This window comes from Pantoea sp. App145, from assembly GCF_047947045.1.
Lineage (GTDB): Bacteria > Pseudomonadota > Gammaproteobacteria > Enterobacterales > Enterobacteriaceae > Pantoea.
In genome coordinates this window covers 79,294-95,402 of record NZ_CP133293.1, presented here as the reverse complement: position 1 = coordinate 95,402, position 16,109 = coordinate 79,294, and the positions used below count along the sequence as shown (strand labels likewise).

Annotated in this window: 8 protein-coding genes; 6 read left to right on the top strand and 2 right to left on the bottom strand. The window is 50.7% G+C overall.

What is annotated here, in order from left to right; genetic code table 11:
• Positions 1–773 precede the first annotated feature (773 nt).
• A complete protein-coding gene (locus RCF31_RS25315; protein WP_313685181.1) occupies positions 774–1,007 on the top strand; it encodes a hypothetical protein in 234 nt (77 codons plus the stop codon).
• A 19-nt stretch (positions 1,008–1,026) separates the two neighbouring features.
• Here the strand turns inward: RCF31_RS25315 and RCF31_RS25310 are convergent, their stop codons facing one another.
• A complete protein-coding gene (locus RCF31_RS25310) occupies positions 1,027–9,606 on the bottom strand; it encodes a GH36-type glycosyl hydrolase domain-containing protein (RefSeq protein WP_416414429.1) in 8,580 nt (2,859 codons plus the stop codon).
• A 656-nt stretch (positions 9,607–10,262) separates the two neighbouring features.
• Between RCF31_RS25310 and RCF31_RS25305 the strand changes: the two genes are divergently transcribed.
• The 5 genes from RCF31_RS25305 to RCF31_RS25285 all read left to right on the top strand — a co-directional run bounded on the left by RCF31_RS25305 (position 10,263) and on the right by RCF31_RS25285 (position 14,742).
• Positions 10,263–10,427: a YnfU family zinc-binding protein gene (locus tag RCF31_RS25305; protein WP_313684631.1), complete on the top strand. Its 165-nt coding sequence runs from the start codon at positions 10,263–10,265 to the stop codon at positions 10,425–10,427.
• An 80-nt stretch (positions 10,428–10,507) separates the two neighbouring features.
• Positions 10,508–10,756: a hypothetical protein gene (locus RCF31_RS25300; protein ID WP_416414428.1), complete on the top strand. Its 249-nt coding sequence runs from the start codon at positions 10,508–10,510 to the stop codon at positions 10,754–10,756.
• Positions 10,757–11,000: 244 nt separating this feature from the next.
• The gene (locus RCF31_RS25295) at positions 11,001–11,201 is read left to right on the top strand and encodes a hypothetical protein (RefSeq protein ID WP_416414427.1); all 201 of its coding nucleotides are present in this window, start codon (positions 11,001–11,003) and stop codon (positions 11,199–11,201) included.
• Between the two features lie 432 nt (positions 11,202–11,633).
• Entirely contained in the window at positions 11,634–12,617 is a 984-nt protein-coding gene (locus RCF31_RS25290) for a tyrosine-type recombinase/integrase (protein WP_416414426.1), read from the top strand.
• A gap of 1 nt (position 12,618) precedes the next feature.
• Positions 12,619–14,742, top strand: a complete 2,124-nt coding sequence (locus RCF31_RS25285) for a tyrosine-type recombinase/integrase (protein WP_416414425.1) — start codon at positions 12,619–12,621, stop codon at positions 14,740–14,742.
• A 485-nt stretch (positions 14,743–15,227) separates the two neighbouring features.
• Here RCF31_RS25285 and RCF31_RS25280 read toward each other — a convergent pair whose 3' ends face one another.
• Positions 15,228–15,494 (bottom strand): YdgH/BhsA/McbA-like domain containing protein, encoded by a 267-nt coding sequence (locus tag RCF31_RS25280; protein ID WP_416414424.1) that lies wholly within the window; start codon positions 15,492–15,494, stop codon positions 15,228–15,230.
• Between the last annotated feature and the right edge of the window lie 615 nt (positions 15,495–16,109).

Genomic DNA, 16,109 nt, shown 5'->3' with positions numbered 1-16,109 from the left:
ATTTTTTCAATTAATGACAAACGATTTGGAGAGTCAGGAATGAATTGTAAATCAGCAAAGTTATGCCGTTATAAATATATGACTTTATCATTTATATTCAATGGGTTGCCTTCTTGATTCATCATCCTTAAGGTATTCAAAAGAAAGAAGGCGTATTTTGGTAAGTTTATAAAACCACTCGCAATCGTTTCGTTGAATAATTTCACCAGGTTTGAAACATATGCCTGATGCTTCCCGGATAATCGCATATTTACCATTACTAAATCTGACCCTGTGGATACAGAAAGGTTGACCGGCCTGCCCATGACAGCTGTTCGAAAGGATATACCCTTCAACAGAAGCAGATTTTATAGATTTCATCATCATTCCCTCGACAACTGCAGTACAAGAGAAATAGTGTCATTACCTGACATCGCTCACGTTAAGTTGAAGAAGCTGATCAGCCGCCGATACACCAGCATTCTGATGGCCTGAACAACAGCCTGAAGGCAGGGGACTCCAGAACCGCATCTTGTCTTAGTTTACCTGCTTTCTGATCGGCTCTGTACTCGCATACCGGGCAGGCAACATCAACCGGTCTTTCTTTAAAGTACCTGAGTCCTTTTGTATAAAAGACATAAATAATATTCTCTGATGAATACATTAATTATTATACGCTTTAATATAAAAATAACTGGCTTAAGTTATGATGATTTATAACTTAATCAGAACATGAGACATTGAAAAATGAACGTCTGATTTATGATACAATACCCTTCCATGAGAAATTTATGATGAAATCAGAAGACACCCTTGACTGGTACCCGGCACAGCTACCGCCAGTGAAAATTATTCTTGGCGAAGCCGTGCTGGCTGTGGGTAAACAGGGCCGGCCGATAAATACCCGAACCTTGCTTGAGTACTTACAGGTAATGCAGGGCAGGCAAAAAAGGCGGGATGACAAAGTCGCCATGCAGACGGCGATTGATGTTCTCAGAGATAATCAGCGCATTAACGGCAGGCTGTAATGCGCATTTTAAGTCAGTCTCAGTTTTGAATTATCTCAACCGTATGGTGTTGTCTGTCATCCAGCAGCGGAATTCTGTCGTCAGACAGGAGGATGCCATCCAGCGTAACCCGATACTCTCCGTCGCCGCGTGCAACGCTAATCTGATAATGGCTTTCGCCATATTGATAGGCCACAGAAAAAGACGGCCACTCATCCGGTAACCGGGCATGAACCGTAAAGTCAGTACCGGAACGTTTTATCCCCAGTAATTCCTCGGTAAGTAAACGCCAGGCCCAGCCTGCGGAACCGGTATACCAGCTCCATCCTGCACGTCCGGTATGGGGAGCGACGCTGTAGACATCAGCACTCATGACATAAGGCTCAGCTTTATAAATCCCGACCGATCCCGCATTCAGAGTATGATTTATAGGGTTGAGCATTGACCAGAGTTGCCAGGCACGTTCGGCATTCCCCATTCGGGCAAATGCCATCACTGCCCAGATGGCGCCATGTGTATACTGCCCTCCGTTTTCCCGCACGCCGGGCAGGTACCCCTGTATGTAACCCGGGTTTGGACCGTGTCCATCGAAAGGGGGCGTTAACAGTTTGATCAGTCCCCCCTCGTTATCCACAAGGTGCTTATCCAGCGCCTGCATGGCCTTTGCGCACCGTCCCGGGCTTGCGGCCCCGGACAATACAGACCAGCTCTGCGCAATCGCATCAATCCGGCACTCCTGTGAGGCTTTCGCCCCCAGGGGAGTACCATCGTCAAAATATCCGCGCCGGTACCATTCACCATCCCAGGCGTGGGCTTCGAGATTGCTTTGCAGGTGCAGCGCCTGTGAACGGCACATCGAGGCGACACTTTCATCCAGCCTGCGCTCCGCCAGCCCTGCAAACCGCTGCAAAATGTTGTACAGGAAGAAGCCCAGCCAGACGCTTTCACCTTTGCCTTCGATACCCACGCGGTTCATCCCGTCATTCCAGTCACCTGCCCCCATCAGAGGCAGACCATGCACCCCGAACCGCTGTCCATGGCGAATCGCTTTGACGCAGTGTAACCAGAGTGTCTCTTCGGTGCCGCTGATGGCCGGAGTGTCATAGACAGACTCTTCACCAGGCTGAAGCGGGCGTCCCTCCAGATAAGGAATGCGTATTTCCAGTGCATCCGTATCCCCCGTCGTTTCAACATAGTGGCAAACGGCAAGCGGCAGCCACAGGTAGTCATCAGAACAGCGGGTGCGCACACCGTTGCCGAGTGGCGGGTGCCACCAGTGCTGCACATCACCCTCGATAAACTGGCGTGATGCACACAGTATTATCTGTTCACGCATCCGGTCCGGGTCAGCATGGCTCAGTGCCAGTGTATCCTGTAGCTGATCGCGAAAACCAAATGCACCGCCAGACTGATAGTAACCACTGCGGGCCAAAAGGCGACAGGCTACTGTCTGATACAACAGCCAGCCATTAACCAGTAAATTTACGGACGTGTCGGGGGTGTTAACCACGATTTTATCGAGCACATTATGCCAGTGGTTATGAACCCGGTTCAGTTCCTGACGGACCGTATCCTCGTTCATGTAACGGGCCAGCGTTTCCTGAGCACAAACATCATTCTCCTCTGCGCCGAGGATAAAAATAAACGTCCTCTGATCCCCATCAATTAATGTAACCGTAGATTGTACCGCCCCGCAGGGATCCAGACCAGCGCCCGTCTTACCTGAAAGCCTGCTCAGTTTCATGGCCGACGGGGCGTGCAGGGAACCATTACGGCCGATAAACTCCCGGCGGTCCCCCGTCAGCGAACAGTCATTACCGCTGACGGCAAAAAATGCAGTTCGGCCGCCACCGTTATCGCCATAAAAGTTGTTCGCCAGCACCCCACAGCCACCAGGCGTTCTGGCTGCATGTGTCACAATGTGAGGGGCTGAGCGAGTTAGTGATCCTCCGAGCGTCCACTCAACATAGCCTGTGACGGAGAGTTTACGTGTCCGTCCCGAAGAGTTACTGAGCGTCAGGAGCACCAGTTTAACTGGCTCCTCTTCGGCAACCAGGACCGTCAGCTCGCTGTCTACACCACTTTCACGATGGGCAAAAACGCTGTAACCAAAACCATGGCGGGTCAGGTAATCACCGTGTCCGCGAACAGGCAAAGCCGTCGGTGACCAGCACTCACCGCTCTCTTCATCGCGCAGATAAAACGCCTCGCCGCTGCGATCGCTCACCGGATCGTTCTCCCACGGTGTCAACCGGTATTCATGTGCATTCTCATACCAGGAGTAGGCCTGTCCTGCCTCTGAAATCACACAGCCAAAACGGGAATTTGCCAGTACGTTTGACCAGGGGGCCGGTGTAAGCGCATTTTCCCGCAGGACAATCTGATACTCCCGACCATCCTGAGAAAATCCACCGTACCCATTGAAATGGCATAACTGACTGATATCGGGGCTCCAGTCCTTATGTTGATTACGCTCGCGCACAGCACGCGGAATGAATGCTCTGGCCGGCGATTTCAGGGTATGAATACGCTGGTTAAGCTGCTCATTAATACCCCCTGCGCAGTCATCAAGATAAAGACAGGCCACGCTCATCAAAAGCAACTTATCCTCAGCGGATAGATGCTCGCCATTACGGACAAAAAGCCCGCCCGTTTTGTCCAGCAGACTGGCTTCAGACCCGGCATAAATTAAATCCATAATCTGATTTTGTAATCCCTGCTGGTAGCCGCCGGGGCTGTTATTCAGGATAACCAAATCAACATCCAGCCCTTTCTGTCTCCAGTAACGGTGTGCCTGAATCAGCGTGGTCACTGAGGTGATACTTTCCTCGCTGGTTAGACTAAGCAGCACTATCGGTAGATCGCCCGAAATTGCCCAGCCCCACAGACCGGACTGGCCACGCCGGTTGCGGCTGATCGCCTGGCCTTCGGCGCGCAGCTCCTGGACAGGGTAAAGCACAGCACTGGCGAGACGATTGAACAAAGTGGCATCATCTTCACTGGCGTTCATTTGGCGTAATACCACCAGACTGTGAGACCAGGCCAGTTCAAAGACGCGATCGGCAATAGGGTAATCGCGATATTTTTCCAGCAGCGCCAGGCTCTGCTGACGGGTCTCACTGATACCATAAATGATATCAATCGTGACCGGCTGCGCCGGTTGCAGAATGATGGCGTGGCGAATTGTCAGTATCGGATCCAGCACTGACCCCGACGTGTTGCTGAGCGTCCCTCCAGCCTCTATTGCCAGGGCATCAGCAGGGGTTCTGCCACGCCCAATAAATTTTTCCCTGTCCGTTTCAAACGAGACATCATGTCGGTTATCGTCACGCACCACCATCATGTGAAACAGGCAAGGACCGGGTTCATCCGTGGAGCGCGGGCGCCGGTGGCAAAGAATAGCGTCACGCTCAGGATCCAGCTCAGTCTGAATAAACAGATTGCTGAATGCCGGGTGTGCCAGATCGCTGGCCTCAGGTGCCAGTACCACTTCAGCATAGGTTGTCAGTTCCAGAGAGCGGGGCTGGCGACCACGATGAATCAGTGTGAGCCGTCGCAACTCAACATCATCCTCCGGGGAGATCACCACCTGAGTTTTGACGCTGAGTTCCCCGAAGGTGCGTCTGAATTCAGCCCCCGCATCGGTGAATAATACTTCCTCGTCGCGTCCGCTGGTGTAACCTGTCGGTTGCCAGGTATTGCTCCACACATTTCCCGTCTGTGTATCGCGGATATAGCAGAATGCTCCCCAGTTATCGCGGGTGGTATCACTGCGCCAGCGTGTAAGTGCAATATCATTCCAGCGACTGTAACCACCGCCACCCGCGGTCAACATCAGATGATAATGGCCGTTGGACAGGAGCTGAATATCCGGAGCTGGTGTATCCACGCTATAGAAAATACGGGGTTCATAGCGAACGGGTTTGATCCTGCCCTCATGAGATTCAAAATGACGGCGCGGACTGTACAGATCGACCGCATCCGGCACGCGCTCCTGTAACAGAAGGCTCGCTGACCGGAAGACCGTACTGGACATGAATCTTTCAGTCATCGGGGCGTCAAGCAGCACATGAGCCAGCGCCTGAAATGCCATGCCCTGGTGATGCGCCATCCAGGACTGTACCACCGCATAGAGCTGACCGGTTGCGAGGCGTGAGGGGGTATAGTCCAGCGCTTCATAAAAACCGTATTCGCCATGTGCACCATTTTTTTGCAGCCGGAACAGGTTCTCACAGGCTCTCTGTGGGGAGACCATCAGCGCCAGTAGTGTGGCGTAAGGGGCAACAACCATGTCATCGGCAAGCCCCCTGCGCAGCCCGAGACCCGGCACACCAAATGCCTGATACTGATAATTATGCTGAACATCAAAAGCATGATAGCCAGACTCTGAAACACCCCATGGTACCCCGCGTTCTTTCCCCCAGTGAATCTGTCGCATAACCGCCGACTTACTCATTTCATCGAGCAGGCTGCCGGGCAAGGTGGGCATCACCAGATTCGGCATCAGGTATTCAAACATGGACCCGCTCCATGACATCAGGGCAGTTTCATTATCAATTGTGGTAAACAGTCGACCCAGCGCGTACCAGCTTTTAAGAGGCAGCTGATTAGTCGCAATGGCAAGAAAACTGGTGAGGCGGATTTCAGACGGCAGGAGATCATAGTGGCTCTTGTCAGGCGTATTCGTGTCACAGTTATAACCGACACTGAGCAGACTGGTTGCTTCGCTGTACAGAAAGGCGAAATCCATCCGGGCATGCTCATCCAGCCGCTGTTCAAGCTCGGTGATAATATTGAGTCGCATTCGGGCCTGCTCCGTCGCTGACGCCGGAGGTGTTCCTGTACCGGTTGTCGTACGGGCAAGCTCGCTCAGCGTCGGCAGCGTCTGTTCGTTCCAGGATGCAGGTAACCAGCCAAGCAACAGCGACCACTCATGGCAAATCTGAACCAGTTGATGCTCCAGATGCCCTGCCCAGCGTATCTGAAGGGGAGATCCCTGATGACATGGCGTGGTCAGATGGTTGCATTGGGTGCGCATGTTTTTCAGTTCGCGGAAAAACGCCTGCGGAGAGAGCGACACCGCGCTCAGGCAGTGTTTGCGCAGCTGCAGCAGGCTGTCAGGTGGGTTCTGACCCCACTGTTTTTCCAGAATATCCAGCGTATCGTTCAGTCCTGCCAGTATCTGTTGGCTGTTTAAAACAGGCTGATGACGCATGGCGGACAGCCCTGCACGCAGTGTCAACAAATGCCCGGCCATGTTGCCGCTGTCGACACTTGAGATATAGCGTGGGCTGAGGGGGGCCAGCGTGCGGGTGTCATACCAGTTGTAGAGATGGCCCCGGTAGTGCTCCATTTTGTCCAGCGTATCGAGCATGAGCGACACGCGCCGGAGCACTTCTCCGCCTGGCAGGTAGCCAAAGTCCCATGCCGTCAGGTTAGCCATAAGGGACAGACCAATATTGGTAGGGGAAGTTCGATGTGCCACCGTCGGTTGTGGTATTTCCTGATAGTTATCAGGCGGAAGCCAGTTCTCTTTTTCTGTGGCAAAGGTTTCAAAAAATGCCCAGATTTCACGGCTTGTCTGGCGTAACAGCTGTTTTTGTTCCTGATTTGGCGAAAACACCTTACGCACGGGCTGGCGACTCAGCCAGCTCAGCAGCAGCGGCGCCACACACCATAACAAACCGATCAGTAACGCAATCCCCAGCAGTTGTGGGCCAAATTTTCCGGTCAGTATTGTCAGCGCCACGCCACCTGCAACATTCAGCCACATCGCCTGATAAAAACGTGCAACAGTGGGGCTGGCCTTATTGCTGTCCTGGCTGTGGCTGACCCACTGGCTGAGGTGACGCCTGCTGATCCCCAGTCGCCATAGCGTCACGGCGATCGCTTTCAGCGAATATCCGGCTTCGTGCGGCAGTATCGCAAAATTAAGGCCGATACCTGACAGACGCTTCAGCCCGCCCGCCCCCACCAGTAACAGATGCGGCTTCAGGCGGCGACGCAGCGGTTTATGCAGAAGGTCATGGGTGATGCAGAGGATGGCTGGCAACAGCCATATCAGTGACAGTACGCCAAGCCAGTAAACCGGATTGGGTACCCAAAGCAGGGTGAAGAACAGCAATACCAGTAAAGAGGGGGCTACCAGACTACGACGCAGATTATCGAGTAATTTCCAGTAAGAAAGCGCGTTCAGCGGATTCCTGGCCCGGGTTCCATCGGCTTTTCTGACACGTGGTTTCAGCCAGTTAAGCAGTTGCCAGTCACCCCGGATCCAGCGTGAACGGCGTGCAACATCCGACAGATAATTATTAGGGTACTGCTCGTAGAGTAGCACCTCACTCAGCAGACCCGAACGTGCATAGCATCCTTCGAGTAGATCATGGCTGAGAATCAGATTTTCCGGGCAGGTATTGGCAGTAGCCTGCATAAAAATGTCAACATCGTAAATCCCTTTGCCCACGAACGATCCTTCCCCAAAGAGATCCTGATAAATATCCGAAGACATCATCGAATAAGGGTTATTGCCCGGTATGCTGCTGCGCAGGGCTGCGTAACTCCCCTGACCGTTGCGTGGTATCTTCTCCGCAAGACCGGGTTGTAAAATGCCAAATCCTTTGACAACCCTCTGGAGTACCGGATCATACTCTGGCGTATTCAGCGGATGTGCCATCGTCGCAACCAGTTTGTGTGCCGTATCGCGCGGCAGCACCGTATCACTGTCCAGAGTAATGACGTATTTAATGTGACCAGGTAAAAGGTGGGCAGGCATGTCAGCAATGCTGACGAATTGTGTCCCCGGATGGCGCAACCAGCTGTTCAGTAACGCCAGTTTTCCCCGCTTGCGTTCATAGCCCATCCACGTTCCTTCCACGGGGTTCCATTCAGGCTGGCGGTGTAGCAGATAAAAACGTGGGCGGCTGGAGGGGTAGCGGCGATTCAGATCCTGCGTATCGGCAATCGCCTGTCTGAGCAGCATGTGACTTTCCGGCGAGGGTTCATTTTCAGAATCAGCAAAATCAGTGAGCAGCGCGAACCTGAGATTTTCGTTTTCATTCCCCTGCCAGCAGACTTCAAGACTGGTGAGGAGCTGGCTGAAACTTTCGTGGCTAGTCAGCATGCAGGGGATGACTAACATGGTGGCACTGTCAGCGGGAATACCCGTTGAAAAATCCATCTCCGGCAAGGGGCGAGGAACGCGAAAACGGGTGGTTGCGTCACTGAGTAAATCGCTCATTAACTGAGTCAAAGCGATAATCAGAGGCAATATCACCGCGATCAACAGCCAGTCTGCGCCCTGCATGGCTGTTTCGTGCAATATTGCCGCGGTCGTTGCGGTTGTCAACAACGCCAGGCTTCCAAGCCATGACAGCAGGGTTATTCTGTTGAAACTGTGCCGCAAGCGTATGAGCCTTGAGGTGTCTGCCAACAGATGAATGTCCAGCGCCTGTCGACCTTCACCCGCAAGATAATAACCAACGTGATGTTCCGGTGTATCGGGAGCTTTTTCCTCTGAAAGCGCCAGCACCCTGTCAGCAACCTCAGGCTCGCTGAGACCACTGTCTCTGGCCAGGACCTCAACAACGTGCCGGTAGTGATCCCGGGTATTGAAGTGCATCCGGGGATAGATACCGGCAGGATCATTGCGTAATGCCTGCTCGACGACGCTTATCGTTTCGGCGAAATCAGCCCAGTCCGTTTCACTCAGTAATCGCAGACCCGTGATGCTGTTACTGACAGACAGCTGGCTGGCGGCAAGCTGTTGATTGAAGCTATGTATGAGAACGTCGGTGGTGATCCCCTGTTCCCGAAGGCACTGATCAACCCAGGTCAGAGGTAACGACAGCGCGTTGCCATGCCCCTGCAGGCGCCGCACCAGCTCTGCGACAAACGCACTGGTTAACGGAGGTCGGGAGCGCGCCATATCGGCAACCACCATAATTAAATCACCAGGTGCATTCTCTGCACATTCGAAAATCCTTGTTATCCACGAATCTGCCAGGTTTCTGTCCTGCTGAGCTTTTATCACTTCCATGCTGATACGACGAAGATTTTCAATCAGCGCCAGGCGCAGCATTCCCGGTAACGCCCAGACTTCACCCAGTGTCAGCGGTGTCACCTGTTGATAGGCTGTGAGATAGCTGGTCAGGGTGGCGGCATCCCAGCGGCCATCGCCGTGAACAATGGCCTCTGATGCAATATGATAAATTCGTGGGCAATTCAGCGGCGACATCAGCGACGGGAGACCTTTACCAAAGCTTTTCGGCAAGTGCTGGCGGACGGTGCGGATTTGTTCTTCAATCAGATAATAATTGTCCAGTAACCACTCCCCGGCGGGCATGATACTGGTCTTTTTACCCGCGTTAAGCTCATAGCAGTTTTGGGTGATAACGGCCTCATTGTCGCCAAGCCGTTTCAGAAGATAATAAGGATGTTTATCCGGCGATACTTTATGAGTCCGCGCCAGCTTCTGACCGTAGCGTTCCATCTGGACGGTCGAAAAGAGTTCTGACCGCGGAGTGCTTTCGCCGGCAGGATCGTTCGCCGAAAACGTGACGTTTTCGGAGGCATTCATCGGAATACGGGAGTGGTTAAACCACGCTCTGGGGTTCATTTTCATAGCATAGCTCTGATGCAACGTTAGCGCGCATGAGCAGTTGCGAAATCAGTTCAGAAACGTTCTCTCAGGATGGGTGTCAGGCATCAGGGATTTAACAGCTGCCAGAATTTAACATAAGTATAGGATATGGGCTCTGGTCTGCGGTTTTAGGTCGAGCCAGGGAGATAAACAGAGCCTTGCATCCGGGGCAAAGCATGGCCTGATTGTTCCGAATTTATGACTCCGTGACATGCGATCGTTATAGCGATCCATTTCTGCATCAGAAAAAATATCCTGTTGGTTGTCCTGATAAGGCAACATTTTCGCAGGAAATGCGTCTTTTTCATGAGGTATTTCCCGTTGTGATTGTGTTATGTAAACAGGTTAAGAGGTGTGCTTTTTTTTCATAATGGCATCATATGTAACATAAATAACTCGCTTTGAAAACTACGTGGCAAGATTAAAACCAGATCCCAGACACGTGGAAATAAACCTATGCCTTATTAAAGTATAGTGTGAATCACGATTTAATTTTCTTTAATTTCCGTGTTTTTATACTAAAAATATATATACAACAAAAATAGTACATTGAGAAAAAAAGGACAATTTGGAGTGATAAGGTTAATGAATAGTAAATATTCATGCTAGAATGATATCTCAACACCAGGAAGTGATTTATGCAATGGTCAAACCCGTTTGTAAAATTTTTCGTGCGGACTGAGGCGAATATAAAATGCCCCGTTTGCAAAAGAAATGCAGTGCAATCTCTGGAAAAACAACGGCGTGGACAGGCTATGATCTGCCCGCATTGTAAAGTGCTGTTCGTACTGGAAGCTGAATAGAAAAGACAGTTAACTCAGTCTTCATCAGTTGATGAGCCAGCTCTTTTTATCAGTAAGAAAATATCCAATAGGATGAAAACATGCGTCATATACTTGAATGGGTTGATATTAATGAGCAAATTCAGGGGCTTAAGCAGGAATGTGTTGTTCAATTTAAGTCGGGTGAAGTTCAAGGCGGTTGGCTCTATGGTGGTCAATCCCAAGGGGGCACTCACTTTTTTGTCGAATCACATGCGGAGTATGAGATATCCATGGATGTGACTTTCTGGATGTCGCTTCCCCCCGGTCATCAGAATGCCGAATTAATTATAAATCGTGCTGATGTGTGAAAGCACAAATATTTTGAGGGTTTTATTTATATGTTAGATTGCCCCCCTAAGTAAAGGGTTGTTGATAACTTTATATGGTTATCTCTATGAATAGATTTCTAGTTAATGTTGCGAAAGGAAACGGATGGGTAGTAAGTATTGTTACTTTCACTGGTTAAAGTCATTTTCGATAATTACAGGAATCCGATAAATTTAATTTCCGGAAGATCTGTTCGTCAGAGTTATCTCACTTTAATGGGCAATTATGCATAAAGATAATGACAGACACATGCTGGTTTCTGACGCTATTCATAAAGCAGTACGCCAACTTATTAATTCTGGTCATGAAGTGACAAGAAAAGCAACCATCTCTACATTAGAAAAACTCCGCCAAAATGAGAAAGAACCATATTTATCGAATATATACAGAGATGCTTCCTTGATGGTCAGGAATGGTAAGATTTAATTTTATATTTATATATTCTCTTGCACAAGAATCGTTTTTTCCTATGACCTGCTCCGCGTTGACTCACACAAACCACTATGGCAATTTCCGGTTTTGGCACGAATCGGACAGGATTGTGGGCTCAGGGTCTACACACCGAGACCAAACACACAGAAAAAGATAGCAATTAAATAGTAATTAAAATTAGATTGTTACATATAACTAACTGTTAGCGACATTCAGATACCACGACGGCTGTGTGATCGCACGCAACGTATCCGCGAAAAAAATAGGCATTCCTATGGGTGCACCCTGGTTCCAGATAAAAAATCGGGATTTTCCTGATAAAGTTCATGTATTTAGTTCTAATTATGCGCTCTAGTAAGTTAAGTGGAATGCAACATTGATTGAGTAAGCTTTAAGCAGCCAAGATGCTGTCAGAGGTAAACTGCAATGCTGATCCCACCAAATGCACATGCTCTGTTACTGGCCGAGCGCTGGCTGAAGCTGTTATCCGATCTGGGTCGTGCGCAGGCCACGCTCACAGCCTACCGCAGTGCACTCCGCCATTACTTTGCGTTCTGCAGCGAGAACGGAATTGAACCTGAAAAGGCCCGGTTTGAAGATCTGGCCGCCTATATCAGCCCTCAGTTACCCGGTATGCCCTTTCCCGTGGCCAGCGCCACGCTCCAGCTGCGCCTGTCGGCGATCCGCCTCTGGTATGACTTTCTGATGTACCAGGATCTCTGTCTGGTGAATCCGCTGCCCCGTTCCGGCACGCCAGGCATGCTGAGTTCCGGCAGAGGGCTGGTTCCTCGCGTCGTGAAGCTGCCACGGATCCCTGATGATGCGCAGTGGGAGGCTTTTCTTTTTCATGCTGCCTCATCCCCGCTTCGTGATCGCCTGATGCTGGCCTTGACCTATTACGGCGCGCTGCGACGATCTGAAATTACCTCCTTGAGTGTCGACGACCTCGACTTTGCACACCGGCTTATCCGTATCCGGGCAGAAACCACCAAGAGCCGGCGTGAACGCATCGTCTGTTACAACCCGGCCGTGGCACCCGTGCTGGCAGCTCATCTTTTGCAGATGAAGCGGGAGGGGATCACAAAAGGTGCTCTGTTCCGTTCTGAGTCCGACCGTAATCAGGGCGCGCCGCTCTCATTCTGGACCTGGAGCAAAACGGTACGGAACTGGGCACTGGTTTCAGGGCTACCGGACATTTCAACACATACCTTTCGGCACCTTCGCCTCACACATCTGGCCCGCGCAGGCTGGAAGCTGCACGAGCTGGCGACCTATGCGGGACACCGCGATCCAGGGACTACCCAGATTTACATCCACCTTTCGGGCCGGGATCTCGCCGCCAGGATGGCGGGCGCGATAGAAACGGCAGATATCAGAATGGCGAACCTCATTTTCAGCCAGGAGAGTTAACATGAGAACAAGCACACCGACCGGAATCAGCTGGCGTGCCTTCAGCATTGATGAATACCGGCTTGAGCCGTCACTGACTCCCGATGAACGGACGGCGCTGGCCAGCTCTCACAGCCGGTCCGGTATGTTACGTATGAATCCCGGACCTGATTTTATCAGGCCGCTGACGGATATTGCCGCCGCAAGCGGATGCAGCAGCAAAATCGCCGGCCTGGTGATAGCGAGACTGCTGCGCGAAATGCATTTATCCGGCGTTCCCTGCTGGTGCTGGCCACGGGAAAGCTGGCAGACGCTCTGCCGGGAAGTCAGGGAGGGTCGCCCCTTGATGGCCGCTTTTGCCTGGCACCTGGGAGGTCTGCATGACACGCTCAGCCTCCCTGATATCCGGAAACCCGCCCTCTATGCCTGCGCCATCTTCGGTCAGAATTTTTATTATCAGGAGCTGCACCGGCTGACCGATACGCTGACGTCACTGGGTTATGCCGCGGGAAGCCAGAAACAGCACACATCGGGCATACTGGCAACGCTGATGATCGTGAACAGGGATCCCCGCCTTGAGTCATTTACGCCGGAACTCCTCTGGCAGGTCCAGTCCGGCATGGAGGCAGGGACTTCCCGGTATGTCGGTCGGGTTTCACATGCGCTCGCCGCGCTGGGCATTATCAGCGCCCCGATGAGGATGCGAAACTATACGAAGTGGTACGAGAAGCCGGTGGAAGGTATCGATCCGGCCTGGGTGCACTGGTGCCGGCGCTGGCGGGAGACGTCAGTACTCAGGCCGCGCACCCGCGAAACCCAGTACAGCTTTGCTCTGCGCTGTGGTCTCTGGCTGACCCGGGAGCATCCGGAGGTGCGGGAACCGGCAGACTGGACGATGGAGACCTGCGCCAGCTTCATTGCGGCGGTTGGCCGGATGAACGTGGATGAACTTCAGCTTGGCACCGAGAGGGGCACCAGAAAGTCGGCTCGCTCCGGCGAGCCCATGATGCCGCATTCAAGGGCGAATTTTATCTATTCACTGCGCCGTTTTATGATTGATTATGAAAACTGGGGCTGGGGCCGGCTTCGCTTCAGCCCTTCGCGCCATCTTTCCACGCCCGACACGCCCCTGTTCCGCCGTGGCGTCAATCCACGGGTTATTGACGATCCGGTATGGCTTAAGCTCATCTGGGCCAGCCTCAATCTGCGTCAGGAAGATCTGCTCACTGAAATACATTATCCGCTGGCCATGCTGCAGGCTATGGCCGTTATCTGGACCCATGCGGGGCTGCGGAAAAACGAGCTACTCCGTCTGACTACCGGGTGTATCACGCCTCAGGCGGATGAAATTGTGAAAGATGACGGCAGCGTTATCCCTGCCGGAACCCTGTGCTACCTGCATATCCCCGCCGGGAAGACCTCAAAAGCCTATGTTAAACCCGTGGCGGCTGTGGTGAAAAAATATGTCGATATCTGGCTGGCTGAACGCCCGACAGAACAGGCCATGCTGTCTGATGAGCGGACCGGTGAGAAAGTCCGGCTTCTGTTTCAGTACCGGGGGAAGCCCGCTGGCAGCGCTATCATGAACCGTACGCTGATACCGATGTTATGTGCAAGAGCCGGCGTACCCACAGAAGACAGCGGCGGCACAATAACCAGCCACCGGGGACGAGCATCGGCAGTGACCGCGCTGGCGAGCGTTCCGCAGGGGATGTCGCTGTATGAACTGATGCAGTGGACCGGACATTCAACGCCTCAGTCTACGATGCACTATCTTCGTATCCGTCCGACTCAACTGGCTGCCTCGTTCGTCAAGGCTGACAGGGTTGCTCACATGATAAGCGTGCTGATAGACCATGATCCTGAAGCCGCCAGCCTGACCGGCCCCGCGACGTATTATGATTTGGGCGACTCCTACTGCACGAATCCCTTCTGGAGCAGCTGTCAGCACCGGATGGCCTGCATCGGTTGCGACTTTAACCTGCTGAAGGACAGCGCTCGTGGTCTTATACTCGAGAGTAAATCATCGATCAGGCGCTATCTTGAAGAAGTCCCACTGACGCCGGATGAGAAAGCCATTGTAGAGCAGGATGCTGAAAAAGTTGAAATAGCGCTGAAAAAGCTGAGTTTAAAACCAGACAAATAATTCTAGCTGAATTAGCTCGAAGACGGATATTACATTCCATCATATTCTGTCACCCGATGAGCAGTGCCTTACTAACATTTAAGCGATAATATCAGGAGGTATTTGTCGGCCCATAACTTAACTGTAATATGGAAAATTTCAGGGTATGATATATGGATATATATGAACACCATAAGTGATTCCATTTATTTCCATTCACTAAATCCTAGGCTCTAACTACTCTCGAAAAAGGCTCAGATAAAAAATCTTGATAAGTAAACTTTCCTTAGCGTCCTGATAAGGTCAACTATAAGCGAGGGGCCGACATAGCAACATTCTAGCTAAATAAGAGATGAATCATATGATTAGAAGAAATTAATTATTTCAGCGTTAAGATATTACTTCTTCTTTTTACAGATTTAATTTTTATGGTTAATAAAAACCAACAGGGTTAATTAAAGCTCGCAAGGATGAATGCCCTGTAACCTAGGGTATTACAAATGCTGTCATTTATAAACTGTCGCGGCGCCACGAATTTTATCGTCTTCATTACCTGATGTAATGACGAAATATTTTCCACCCGTTTCATCAGCTTTCTGCGAAATATCTTTCACTGCATCGGAGGGTGCAGTGTATTCCTTGGTCGTGCTCACTTCTCCGATCTTCTCATATTGTTTTGCCTCCTCCTTAGAAATCTCCTTGGCAGCTAACGCCGATGAGCAAGTCAGAGTCGTTAATGCAAGAGATATCATGCTTACAGATAACTTTCTCATTATTTAATCCTTTGAATGATTTTTTTAAAACCCAGAGCCTTTTCACTACCCTAAAATCTTTAGCTTAGAATTCAATAAAATCAAATAATTATTTTTACAGATGTGCCATTTACAATAATCCTCTTTAGGACCGGAGAGTTGTAGGCGTTTTCAACAAAACCTCTACCATACATGAATGTTTAGCCCTGGGTTTTTGGTTTTACAATGAGCGAGGCGTTCAAATTAATGAGCAAAAATGCAAATTTTAAAGCAAGCTTCATTATGGCGAAAATCCTAAAAACACCTTACAACTCATTTCACATTACCCATTGAAAAGTAACGAAATTAAAATTATAACTTTTGGCTTACTTATACCACAGTAATGGGATAAGTGAATTAAATCAATACATTAAACAACAATGTCCTTTTTAGATGACGCAGCCTCATAATTTAGAGATAAATCATATTTTTAACATGTAACTTATTAATTTTCTAACCCCCCCCTTGTCGAAAGGTAAAAACCCGCTAACTTAAATATCAAACTGTAAATAAAAGATAATTTCTGCAGGTAAACTGCAGGTTTGGCTTCGCCGAGTTTCCCAACCTTTCTTTTCCCTACACCAGTGATAACTGATA

Bases quoted from the DNA above. Each gene is read 5' to 3' on its own strand.
- RCF31_RS25315 (WP_313685181.1), top strand. From the start codon at position 774: ATGAAATCAGAAGACACCCTTGACTGGTACCCGGCACAGCTACCGCCA.
- RCF31_RS25310 (WP_416414429.1), bottom strand. From the start codon at position 9,606: ATGAAAATGAACCCCAGAGCGTGGTTTAACCACTCCCGTATTCCGATG.
- RCF31_RS25305 (WP_313684631.1), top strand. From the start codon at position 10,263: ATGCAATGGTCAAACCCGTTTGTAAAATTTTTCGTGCGGACTGAGGCG.
- RCF31_RS25300 (WP_416414428.1), top strand. From the start codon at position 10,508: ATGCGTCATATACTTGAATGGGTTGATATTAATGAGCAAATTCAGGGG.
- RCF31_RS25295 (WP_416414427.1), top strand. From the start codon at position 11,001: ATGCATAAAGATAATGACAGACACATGCTGGTTTCTGACGCTATTCAT.
- RCF31_RS25290 (WP_416414426.1), top strand. From the start codon at position 11,634: ATGCTGATCCCACCAAATGCACATGCTCTGTTACTGGCCGAGCGCTGG.
- RCF31_RS25285 (WP_416414425.1), top strand. From the start codon at position 12,619: ATGAGAACAAGCACACCGACCGGAATCAGCTGGCGTGCCTTCAGCATT.
- RCF31_RS25280 (WP_416414424.1), bottom strand. From the start codon at position 15,494: ATGAGAAAGTTATCTGTAAGCATGATATCTCTTGCATTAACGACTCTG.